General features: G+C 34.3%; 10 protein-coding genes. 5 read left to right on the top strand and 5 right to left on the bottom strand.

Annotated elements, in window-relative coordinates; translation table 11 throughout:
- Positions 1-82 precede the first annotated feature (82 nt).
- Positions 83-2308 carry a polyribonucleotide nucleotidyltransferase gene (locus ACKX2A_RS18195; RefSeq protein ID WP_415326345.1) on the bottom strand — a complete coding sequence of 742 codons (2226 nt, stop codon included), beginning with the start codon at positions 2306-2308 and terminating at the stop codon, positions 83-85.
- A 496-nt stretch (positions 2309-2804) separates the two neighbouring features.
- Here ACKX2A_RS18195 and ACKX2A_RS18190 point away from each other — a divergent pair, with 496 nt between their 5' ends.
- Entirely contained in the window at positions 2805-4220 is a 1416-nt protein-coding gene (locus ACKX2A_RS18190) for a sugar MFS transporter (protein ID WP_415326344.1), read from the top strand.
- Positions 4221-4571: 351 nt separating this feature from the next.
- Here the strand turns inward: ACKX2A_RS18190 and rpsO are convergent, their stop codons facing one another.
- A complete protein-coding gene (gene rpsO, locus ACKX2A_RS18185; RefSeq protein WP_034704056.1) occupies positions 4572-4841 on the bottom strand; it encodes a 30S ribosomal protein S15 in 270 nt (89 codons plus the stop codon).
- Positions 4842-5013: 172 nt separating this feature from the next.
- Between rpsO and ACKX2A_RS18180 the strand changes: the two genes are divergently transcribed.
- Entirely contained in the window at positions 5014-5565 is a 552-nt protein-coding gene (locus tag ACKX2A_RS18180; protein ID WP_415326343.1) for a pyruvate decarboxylase, read from the top strand.
- Positions 5566-5924: 359 nt separating this feature from the next.
- Entirely contained in the window at positions 5925-7247 is a 1323-nt protein-coding gene (gene mgtE / locus ACKX2A_RS18175; protein ID WP_415326342.1) for a magnesium transporter, read from the top strand.
- A gap of 43 nt (positions 7248-7290) precedes the next feature.
- On the opposite strand, the gene ACKX2A_RS18170 is transcribed toward mgtE, so the two are convergent.
- A complete protein-coding gene (locus tag ACKX2A_RS18170; RefSeq protein ID WP_415326341.1) occupies positions 7291-7839 on the bottom strand; it encodes a hypothetical protein in 549 nt (182 codons plus the stop codon).
- Between the two features lie 182 nt (positions 7840-8021).
- On the opposite strand from ACKX2A_RS18170, the gene ACKX2A_RS18165 reads away from it, so the two are divergent.
- Positions 8022-8759, top strand: a complete 738-nt coding sequence (locus ACKX2A_RS18165; RefSeq protein WP_415326340.1) for an ABC transporter substrate-binding protein — start codon at positions 8022-8024, stop codon at positions 8757-8759.
- 407 nt (positions 8760-9166) lie between these two features.
- On the opposite strand, the gene ACKX2A_RS18160 is transcribed toward ACKX2A_RS18165, so the two are convergent.
- Together ACKX2A_RS18160 and ACKX2A_RS18155 are read right to left on the bottom strand one after the other, a co-directional pair.
- The gene (locus ACKX2A_RS18160) at positions 9167-9616 is read right to left on the bottom strand and encodes a GAF domain-containing protein (protein ID WP_415326339.1); all 450 of its coding nucleotides are present in this window, start codon (positions 9614-9616) and stop codon (positions 9167-9169) included.
- A 14-nt stretch (positions 9617-9630) separates the two neighbouring features.
- Positions 9631-11058 carry a TonB-dependent receptor gene (locus tag ACKX2A_RS18155; protein ID WP_415326338.1) on the bottom strand — a complete coding sequence of 476 codons (1428 nt, stop codon included), beginning with the start codon at positions 11056-11058 and terminating at the stop codon, positions 9631-9633.
- 54 nt (positions 11059-11112) lie between these two features.
- Between ACKX2A_RS18155 and ACKX2A_RS18150 the strand changes: the two genes are divergently transcribed.
- Complete coding sequence (locus ACKX2A_RS18150) at positions 11113-11880, top strand: MBL fold metallo-hydrolase (protein ID WP_415326337.1); 768 nt, start codon at positions 11113-11115, stop codon at positions 11878-11880.
- Positions 11881-11959: the final 79 nt, after the last annotated feature.

Below are 11959 nucleotides of genomic sequence, written 5' to 3'. Positions count from 1 at the left end.
AATTCTAGCTCTTTTTCATCATTAAATTTAAATAAAATGAACAAAAAAACCATCGAAAAATTTCGATGGTTTTTATTATTTATTAAGCCTGATCTGCTGGTTTTTCACCTTCTGGTTTAGCCTGATTTTGCTGCCCTTCCGGTCTTGGTCTACCTTCTGGTCTGTCCTGTCTTGGTTTTCCTTCCGGTTTTGGAGGTCTTGGTAATAAAACTTTTCTTGAAAGCTTCATTTTCTTACGATCGTCGTAACCCATGAACTTCACTTCCACTTCATCACCTTCTGCATAAGGAACTTTATCTAAACGAGCCCATTCGATCTCAGAAATATGTAGAAGACCTTCTGTACCTTTAGCAATCGCTACGAAAGCACCGAAATCCATTACTTTTACAACTTTACCCTTGTAAACTTCGCCTACTACTGGTACGAAAGTAATTTCATTGATCTTAGCAACAGCAGCATTGATTTTCTCTCTGTCTGTTCCTGCAATCTCGATACGTCCAATTTCTCCAATTTCTTCAATTGCGATAACGGTATCCGTATCTTTCTGCATTTGCTGAATGATTTTTCCACCAGGCCCGATTACAGCACCGATGAAATCTTTTGGAATTTCCATTACTACCATTTTCGGAGCGTGAGGTTTAACATCTGCTCTTGGTTCAGAAATAGTTTCCGTGATTTTATTTAAGATATGCAATCTTCCGTCTCTAGCCTGCATCAAAGCTTTTTCCATAATATCCATAGAAAGCCCCTGGATTTTGATATCCATCTGACAAGCCGTGATACCGTCTGCCGTTCCCGTTACCTTAAAATCCATATCTCCTAAGTGATCTTCATCTCCTAAGATATCGGAAAGTACCGTGAATTTACCAGATTTTGTATCAGTAATTAATCCCATTGCAATACCAGAAACAGGTTTTGTAATTTGTACACCTGCATCCATTAATGCCAATGTTCCTGCACAAACTGTTGCCATTGAAGATGAACCGTTTGATTCCAAAATATCAGAAACAATTCTGATTGTGTACGGATTTTCCTCAGGAATTACTGCCTGTAAAGCTCTTTGAGCCAAGTTTCCGTGTCCAACCTCTCTTCTTGAAGTTCCTCTTAAAGGTCTTGCTTCACCCGTTGAGAATGGAGGGAAATTATAGTGTAGGAAGAATTTTTCGTCGTGCTGAGTGATTACGCTGTCTACCATGTTCGCATCTTTCACAGAACCTAACGTAACAGCCGTTAAAGACTGAGTTTCTCCTCTTGTAAAGATCGCAGAACCGTGAGCTCCAGGAAGATAATCAATTTCAGACCAGATCGGACGGATCGTTTGAGGATCACGACCATCCAGACGGATATTGTCTTCAAGAATCATCTGACGCATTGCTTCTTTCTCTACATCATGATAATATACTTTTACGAAAGGTGTTACTCTTTCCAATTCTTCTTCATTTTCAGCATATTGAGCAAGGAATTCTTCACGTACCGCTTTGAATTTTTCTCCTCTTTCTTCTTTGCTTGAAGGCGTTTTCGCTACTTCATATACTTTATCGTAAGTTTCTTTCCAAACTTTTTCACGAATTTCTTCGTCGTGAGTTTCGTGAGAATATTCTCTCTTAGGGAAAGCCTTTCCTACTTTTGCAGCTAACCTTTCCTGAGCTTCGATCTGATTTTTAATTTCAGCATGAGCAAAATTGATCGCTTCTAACATTTCCTGCTCAGAAATTTCTTTCATTTCCCCTTCTACCATTACGATTGAATCTTTAGTTGCTCCAACCATAATATCCAATTCTGAATCTTTTAAAGCTTCATAACTAGGGTTAATTGCTAATTCTCCGTTGAATCTTACCACTCTTACTTCAGACATCGGTCCGTCGAAAGGAATATCTGTAATTGCGATCGCAGCAGAAGCCGCTAAACCAGCTAAATCATCAGGAATTGTTTGTCCATCATAAGAAATCAAAGAAATCATTACCTGAACTTCCGCGTGGAAATCTTCAGGGAAAAGCGGACGTAGAACTCTGTCTACCAAACGCATCGTTAAAATTTCCTGATCTGATGGTCTTGCTTCTCTACGGAAAAAGTTTCCGGGAATTCTACCACCTGCATAGAATTTTTCTCTGTAATCTACCGTTAATGGTAAAAAATCTACACCAGGATTTGCTTCTTTATTGGCTACAACAGTTGCTAAAAGCATTGTTCCGCCCAATTTTACTACCACAGATCCATCGGCTTGCTTCGCCAATTTCCCTGTTTCTAAAGTGATTTCTCTGCCGTCTGCAAGAGTAATCGTTTCTGTAAACGCTTGAGGTATACTCATAAATTTTCGTCTCTTGTACTCCGTATTGAGTACGATTATTATTTAAACTCTTTAAATTTTCGATTGCAAAGGTAATATATTATAATGATTTTTCCATTTTTTAGCATCAAAATATCAATATAAGTCACAAACTTTTAGTGATTATTTACCTTTTAATGAATAGGTTAGCTATTATTATTTTCTCAATTTGACAAAAACAAGACAACATCAATTAAATTATTAATTTTTGAACAATATTTAAATTACACCTAATATTAATCAAAATCAAGCCTAATATTTGTGATATTTAAAAATAGTTAGAGTAAAATTTAACATTAAAAATATCATAAAGTTTGCATACATTCCTGATGTCCGCTATATTTGCGTGACTTCTGAATATAATTTGATTAAAAGGTCGAAAATTTCAACTAAAATTAAATTTAACAAGAAGAACATCAACCCGTTGTGACGATTTGAATTAAAAAGAGACGAAAATCTCTTTACTAAATATGTGTATATGATCAATAATGAAGTAAAATCGCAAAGCAGGAATTATACCGTTCCGCTTATTACCATTACTCTTTTGTTTTTTATGTGGGGATTCATCACTTGTATGAATGATATTCTGATCCCTTACCTGAAACAACTTTTCAAACTGAGCTTTTTCGAATCCATGCTGGTACAGTTTTGTTTCTTCGGAGCTTATTTTATCGGTTCCCTGATTTATTTTTTCATCTCCATTTCTAAAGGAGATCCCATCAACAAAGTTGGGTACAAAAAAGGAATTATCTTCGGGATTTTTCTTGCCGCACTTGGATGCGTTCTATTTTATCCTGCAGCTACATTTTCTTATTATCCTTTATTTTTAGGCGCTTTATTTATTTTAGGATTAGGATTTACAGTTCTTCAAATTACGGCAAATGCGTACGTTTCGTTATTAGGATCGGAAGAATCTGCATCCAGCCGATTGAATATGACCCAAGCTTTCAACGCTTTCGGAACCACGATTGCACCAGTTTTGGGAGGTCATTTGATTTTCGAACTTTTCTCTGAACCAGACGGAACTTTCAGTGCTGTAGCAACAAGAATTCCTTATTTAATCTTTGCTGCAATCCTTTTACTGGTAGCTTTATTAATTTCAAGAGTTAAATTACCGTCTTTCCAAATGGATACCGAAGAAACCGTACAAGGTTGGGGTGCATTGAAATTCAACCATTTAAAATTCGGAGTTTTCGCAATGTTTTGCTATGTTGGGGGTGAGGTTGCGGTAGGAAGTTTCATTATCAGTTTTCTTGAAGAAACGATGAAATTCAATGAAGCAATTAGTAAAAACTATCTTTCATTATATTGGGGAGGTGCGATGATTGGGCGTTTTCTTGGAGCAATTTCATTGAACCAATCGATCAGTAAGGCTAAAAAAGCGATCTTCATGTTGGGAGCTGCAGCCTTAGTTTTCCTTGTGATATTCAGTATTGTAGATCTTACTTTTGCACAAATAAGTTTCTTCCTTGTTTTTATCTTATTAAATTTCGTGGCGTTTTTCATTGGAAAAGCGGCTCCGGCGAGAACACTTTCTATTTTTGCAGGCATCAACGTTATCTTATTGATTTCAGCGATGGTAAATCATGGAGAATTAGCAATGTACAGTATTTTGGGAATCGGAATTTTCAATTCTATTATGTTCTCTAATATTTATACATTGGCGATTTCAGGACTAGGAAAATATACAAGTCAAGGTTCTTCTCTGGTTGTAATGGCGATTTTAGGAGGTGCAATTGTTCCTATTTTCCAAGGGCTTTTGGCTGACCAATTTGGTGTTCAACATTCGTTTATTATTCCTGTTTTCTGTTATTTGATGATTTTGATTTTCGGAGCATATTGCACGAAATATCTTGGTCATGTACAAGCTACGGAATCGAAATCGGGGCATTAGTTTTACATTAAAATATAATTGAATGAGATACTTTTTTAGTGTCTCATTTTTTTTGAACTAAATACAAACTAATTAAAATCTCGTTTTTCGAAAATAAGTGAAACGTCTTTGTTTTTCTTTAAATAAAGATTGATTTTGGAAAAAGAACTTTGTTTAACCTTGCGTTTAATTTATTTTATCGCAAGGTTAGACAAAGAATTATTTTAAATTTAATGAATTAAGTTAGACAAAGGCGTTTCACTTATTTTTGAAAGACAAAGTCTATTACAAAGCAAATAAATAATCCATCTTTAAGGCAACAAAAAAAAGCAACCTCTTTCGAGATTGCTTTTATTTGAAAATCTTTGTAGATTATTTTCTTAAACCTAGTTCAGCGATGATAGCTCTGTATCTTGTAATATCTTTTTTCTTAAGATAGTCCAATAAGCTTTTTCTTTTACCTACTAATTTCACCAAAGATCTTTCAGTGTTGAAGTCATGACGATTAGCCTTCAAATGCTGAGATAAGTGATTGATTCTGAAAGTAAAAAGAGCTACTTGTCCTTCAGCGCTTCCTGTGTCCTGTGCAGATTTTCCATGTTTTGCGAAAATTTCTGCTTTTTTTTCTGTTGTTAAGTACATTCCAATATTGTTTAATGATTATTATGTAACGGGTGCAAAATTACGACTATTTTTTGATTCTGCAAACATTATCGATTTCATTTATTGATTTTGATAGAAAAAAATGTTAAAAATTTCTTAAAAAAATTATGCTATCCCATTAAAAGGCAGTAATTTTGCATTCGAATTAGTGATGACAAAAATTATAACCTTTACCGCATGTACTGCCCTTCTTTTCATTGGGTTTACTTCTATAAAAGCACAGAAGAATACCGATGATAAGATCAAAAAAGTCTTATACTTCAATCCAGAGGTAGATCCTGATATTGAGGAAATTAAAGAACCTACTAATCATGCTTTTTTCAGCGCGGTTTCTGATAATCTTAGTGAAAGAAAAAACAGAATGCTCCGTACAGAAACTCAGGTTTCTTTCGACAGTATTGATAAAAAAACGATCTCAGATTATTGTATTAATAATGAAGCAGATTTTGCTGTTGTTCCAAAAGTGAAATATTTCAAGGTCGGAATTGGAAAATACGTTTTCTCTAATCAGGTTATTGTGAGCATGAAACTTTTTGATGCAACCGGAAATCTTTTGACAGAAACGGACTATGATACTTATCGTAAAAATATGCGACTTCTGGGTTCAACCGTAAATTCTGTGAAAATCGGAACCAATGGAGCGATTAAAGAGATAGTTAAAAAATTAAGAAAAATAAAATCTACATCTGAAACGGGATTTTAAGTTTAGATCACTTTAACTTTACTATTTTTACTGTAAATTTTTAAGAGTGTTTGTCATCCAGAAGGGATCTAAGCATAGTATAGAAAATGTAAAAATTCGAGTTAGATTCCTACATCTTTGTGAATATGTTCCTGACTCGTAAATGGATGACTTCCACCCTAGCCCCGATTGCAACGACATCCTTTTGTGTAGCGAAGCGAAACAAAAGATATAGTGGAAAGCGGGATTAAGCTCCAAATAATAAACATCAACCAGACTTATTTCTAAAATTTAAGCTTTAATAAATCCTTAAATTTGGCTTACAATTGGTCAGTTTTAAAAATTTGGGTTATTTTTGCGTATCCAAAAAAATTGACGTTTTGAATTCTAAAGACGAACTTATCTTCAACCCTGCTGATATTGCCGAAACTCTTAGCGAACTTCACGCTGATGAGAGGCTCTTGGCGTTTTTGAAAGTTCCGAAAGAATACAAAGCCGACGTTTTTTCGCACTTAGATCCTGATTTTCAGGAAGAAACCATTCGTAGTATCGGAAGTGATGAAGTTTCAGAGATTCTGAATGCAATGACTCCCGATGACAGAACCGCCTTGTTTGAGGACTTTCCAGACGAATTGATTAAATATTCCATCAATCATCTCAATCCTCAGGAAAGAAGAATTGCCCTGAAATTATTGGGTTACAATTCCGATTCTATTGCCCGTTTGATGACGCCTTATTATATCCAGATTCGTAAAGAATGGACGGTAAAAAGATGTCTTCAACAGATTAAAAAAGTCGGAAGCAAGGTAGAAACAATGAATTATTTGTATGTTGTTGACGAAAGAAATCGATTGATCGACGACATTGCATTAGGAAGCTTATTATTGGTCGAGGAAGACACTTTAATTTCAGATATTACTGACAATCATTTCGTTGCAATTACAACAACCACTTCAAAAGAAGATGCTGTACAATATTTCGAAAAATATGACAGAGCAGCACTTCCCATCATTACTGAAGCCGGGGTTTTGGTAGGAATCGTTACTATTGATGATATTTTAGATCAGATTGAATCACAAAACACCGAAGATATTCAGAAATTCGGGGGTCTTGAAGCATTGGACGTTCCGTATACCCAAACTTCTCTGATCGAAATGGTAAAAAAGAGAGGAATGTGGCTAATTATTCTATTTTTCTCTGAAATGCTGACTGCTTCTGCAATGGGTTATTTTGAAGACGAAATTCAAAAAGCGGTTGTTTTAGCTTTATTTGTTCCATTGATTATTTCGAGTGGTGGAAATTCCGGATCTCAGGCTGCAACATTGATCATTAGAGCAATGGCGCTTCAGGAAATTGGTTTAAAAGACTGGTGGTATGTCATGAAAAAAGAAATTTTCACAGGGCTTTTCCTAGGTGGAATCCTTGGAATTATTGGTTTTTTAAGAATTATGATCTGGCATGAAGCAGGGTTCTTCAATTATGGTGTTTACTGGCCTTTCGTTGGATTGAGCGTTGGCGTTTCTTTAGTAATGATCGTACTTTGGGGTACACTTTCCGGTTCGATGGTTCCTTTTATCCTTAAAAAATTAAATCTCGACCCTGCTACTTCTTCGGCTCCCTTTGTGGCAACATTGGTAGATGTTACTGGTCTTATTATCTATTTTTCTGTAGCAGGACTTTTCTTAACTGGGAAACTTTTGTAATTTTTATAATAAAAAAAGCCTCCAATTGGAGACTTTTATTTTATTATAATAAGGTATTTGACATATCTGGCAACTGTACATACTGTGAAGTCTCCGTCGCTGTAGATTGAATTACAGCATTAGGGTTAAAATGATACTGGTTGAAAATCTCCATTGATGGAATCCATCTCAAAGTATTGCCTTCTCTAAAATAAATCCTTCCATTATTCGGATTTTGAAGCAATCCATTATCAATATAAATTGGTGAACCAATCGCTGTCTGAGTACTTCCAGATAAAGAACTAATTGATCCAAATTCATATCTAAAGCTCTTGTTAACAAACAGACCATCCCACGTCGCTATATTATCAATATGTCTCCATTTACCCATGAATTTCACATAATATAAAACACTTACTACACCATCAGGATTTTGATCAGTTACTTTAGCGAAATCTCCATTATAAGCTACATAAGGAGAAGGAGGAGCATCCTTAGCCGTTATTTTTGAAGTTACATTATCAACTGTTTGTTGATTATCCATTAAATCATTGTCGTTTGAACAAGAAACTGCCAACATCAATAAAACAGGCAGTATTAAAATTTTTTTCATAAAATTATTTTATTTCACACAGCAAAGATATGTTTTAAATAAGAGAATAATACACTAATAAATGAAATAATTGTTAAAATTTTCCTTATTAATCATTAATAGATAAAATTGAGTGAATTTTATTTTGAAATTATTCTATTTAAAAAACTTTTGTAATTTTAGGCAACATCTAAAATATTACAATGAAAGTTGTTTCTCTAGTTCCCTCTATTACTGAGGCTTTATTTGATTTGGGTTTAACGGAAAATGAAGTGGTCGGAAGGACAAAATTCTGCATTCATCCTAAAGAAAAGATAAAAAACGTTTCCGTTATCGGCGGAACAAAAAATATTAATATTGATAAAGTTAAAGCTTTACAGCCTGATTTGATTCTCGCCAACAAAGAAGAAAATATTAAAGAACAAGTGGAAGCTTTGATGAATGATTTCAAAGTAATCGTCACGAATGTTGAAAATATTGAAGACAATTATTATTTGCTTAAAAACTTGGGGAAAATTTTTAATAAAGAAGAAAGAGCGCAATTATTTAATTTAAAAATTTACGACGTTTTAAATCAAACCAAGATTGAATCGCCCATTAAGGTTGCTTATCTGATTTGGAAAAATCCTTATATGACGGTTGGTTCGGATACTTTTATTCATAAAATTTTAGGAGAAATCGGTTTTGAAAATGTTTTTAAAGATAAAATCCGTTATCCTGAAATTAAAGTTGAAGATTTAGCTGATGCTGAAGTGATTATGCTTTCTTCCGAACCTTTTCCTTTTAAAGAAAAACATATTGAGGAATTTAAAGAATTTTACCCTGATAAAAAGATTATGATTGTGGATGGTGAAGCATTTTCCTGGTATGGAACGCATATTGCGAAATGTGAGGATTATTTTAAAAAATTGATTTCTGAGTTTAATCACAAATTTCACTGATCTTAAACTCAAATTCTACGATTTTTTTGCTTTAAGTTTTGGCTAAAGCCAATTTACGTCACCTACTCTCGAAAATGGGTTACAAACTATTCCTATTGATGAAAAACCAAATCTCTATCGAAATCTATCGGTGATTGAGGTTCTCGAAATTACCGAATTGGTTATAATTAGTGGTGGCTTCGAGAGCCTCAGCCACCAACCGCAGTCTTTTATTTACAGATTTAGTGAAAATAATTCAATAAAAAAGAATAAAGAAACTCCAGCTATTTGAGCCGGAGTTTTATTTTTAAACCACAAAAGTCTCAAAAATGAAGAAGAATAAAATTTAAAATTTTGCTCTTCAATAATGACACTCTTAATAAACTATAAACTTACTTTTTGTGACTTTTGTGGTTAGAAATTTTTAATTATAAAATCTTAGAAACTTCATTACAAAGCCACTCCAACAATTCTCTATCCTCTGCTGTGAAAGGGTCGATTGTGTGAGAATCGATATCGATTTGTCCGATGTTTTGTCCATCTTTAAAAATAGGAACAACGATTTCCGCTTTTGTATCGATTGAACAACTTAAATAGTTATCCTGCTGGTGTACATCAGGAACTACAAATGTCTCATTTGAAACGGCAACCTGACCGCAAATTCCCTTTCCGTAAGGAATAATTTCGTGATCTGTAGGCGCTCCAACATAAGGTCCCAATTTCAGCTCATCTTTATCTCCATTTTTAAAATAGAAACCCGTCCAATTGAAATAAGATATTTCCTGATCTAGAAGATGACAAACCTTTTCAAGCTTTTCTTCTGTATTATGTTTAGGACTTTCTAAGATTGACGAAAGTCTTTTCTTTAATTCTGACATTTTTATTATTGTTTTTAAGAGAATTGTTTTAATGAAAGTTCTTCTTTGTAACCGAACATTCCACGCTCTTTTATCATTTCTGCAACCCCTTCCGGAAGCTGGTTTTCCCAACCTTTTATATTGCATCCGATTTTCTTTAAAATATCTCTTGAATAAATTTCTAAGAATTCCGGATTATGGTTTTTAATATCAACAATACGATTGTTGTGTTTAAAATATTTATATAATTCCTTAAGATTTTCTTCAACTTTTAAAGTATCAGAATCCAATAGTTCATGAGTTTCAGGATCTTTGTAAGGATACAGATATACTCTCATCCCGTTTCTGAAGAATTTTCCGAATGCTTCCAGAATTCCTCCTGATAAGTTTTTATAATATTTCTCGTCAAATACCATCAATAAATTGTTTACACCCATTGCAACACCAATTTCTCCACTTGTGTAAGAAGCAAAGTAATCGATCAGTCGGTAATATTCCGAATAATTTGAAACGATTACGGTGTAGCCTAATTTCCCGAGGACATCGACTCTGTCAAGGAAATCCCTTTCATCAATATCACCGTCTGCACGAAGATTTGAAATCGTAATTTCAATTAAAACTTCCGTTTCTTCCTGAGTACAAATTGCGTCTTTCATGAACATATCAAGTCCGTTTTGGAGCATATCAATATTCACTTTCGTTACCGGTCTGAAACTTCCTCTAACCGCAAAAATATTTTTTTTGTACAAAATATCAGCAGGAAGCATATTACTACCCTGAGAGTTGAAAATAACAGCATCCGTCATTCCATGTTTTACCAACTGTAGTGACATCAACCTATTATCAACATATTCAAAGGCAGGACCGCTGAAATCGATCATATCAATTTCAAGGTTATCTTTGGCAACGTCGTCGTATAAAGATTCAATTAAATTCCGAGGATTATCATAATAATGGAAGGCTCCGAAAATAAGGTTTACCCCAAGATTCCCTAAAGTTTCCTGCTGTAAAGTCGCATCATTTTCTTTGAATTTTACGTGAATTACCACTTCATTGTAATCTTCATTCTCTTTCACCTGAAAACGAATTCCTACCCACCCATGACCTCTTACGGTTTTATCGAAATTTATTGTGGTAACGGTGTTTGCATAAGAAAAAAACTTTCTGTTTGGGTTGTTTTCTCTGGAAATTCTCTCTTCAATTAAAGCAACTTCATAACGAAGCATTTTTCGAAGTCTGTTTTGGGTAACATACCTGTTTTTTACTTCTTTTCCGTAGATCGCATCACTAAAATCTTTGTCGTAAGCCGACATTGCCTTAGCAATTGTACCCGAAGCTCCCCCTGCTCTAAAAAAGTGTCGAACAGTCTCCTGCCCTGCTCCAATTTCCGCGAAAGTACCATAAATAGTAGGATCTAGATTAATTGTTAATGCTTTTTGTTTAGGAGTTAGTTTCTGATACATTAGGACATTAAATTTTTCGTAAATTTACCAAAATTAAACCAACCTCAAAAGAAAATGAAGTTGAAATTTTTAGGAACGGGAACTTCTCAGGGTGTACCCGTTATTGGCTGCACTTGCGAAGTGTGTACTTCAGAAAATCCAAAAGACAGTCGATTCCGATCTTCTGTGATGGTAACTACTGATGAAAACAGGAAAATACTGATCGACTGCGGCCCGGATTTCAGGCAGCAAATGCTCATCAATAAAGAAAATCATATCGATATTGCATTACTTACACATGAACATAACGATCATGTAATTGGTCTTGACGATATGCGTCCGTTAATTTTTAAAAGTGGAAAAGATATGCCGCTTTATTGCTCTGCAAGAGTTGGAGGCGAGGTTAAAAATCGTTTTCCTTATGCTTTTGCAGACGTTAGATATCCCGGAGCTCCCGCTTTTGAACTTCATGAAATTGAAAATAGACCTTTTACAGTTTTGGATGTTGAAATCACCCCGATTGAAGTAATTCATTTTCAAATTACAGTTTTTGGATATAAGTTTAAAAACTCCGCATACATAACGGATGCTGGATTTATTTCTGATACTGAAAAAGAAAAATTAAAAAATTTAGATGTCTTAATTTTAAACTGTATCCGAAAATTTGATCCGCATCCGGCACATTTTATCCTTCCCGACGTGATAAAGTTGTTTGAGGAGCTAAAACCTAAAAAATTATTTTTAACTCACATCAGTCATCATTTAGGGTTGCATGATGTTGAAGATAAACTACTTCCACCCGGAATGCACCTTGCCTACGATGGTTTGGAGATAAATTTTTAGAAAAAAGTTTTCAAAAATATTTGGAGTGTAATGAAAAGTTCCTATATTTGCACACCAATTAGAAACAAGGTAACACACT

The sequence above is a fragment of the Chryseobacterium sp. MMS23-Vi53 genome (assembly GCF_047651245.1).
GTDB lineage: Bacteria > Bacteroidota > Bacteroidia > Flavobacteriales > Weeksellaceae > Chryseobacterium.
Note: the sequence above shows the minus strand (reverse complement) of the source record. Positions and strands in the feature narration are given on the sequence as shown.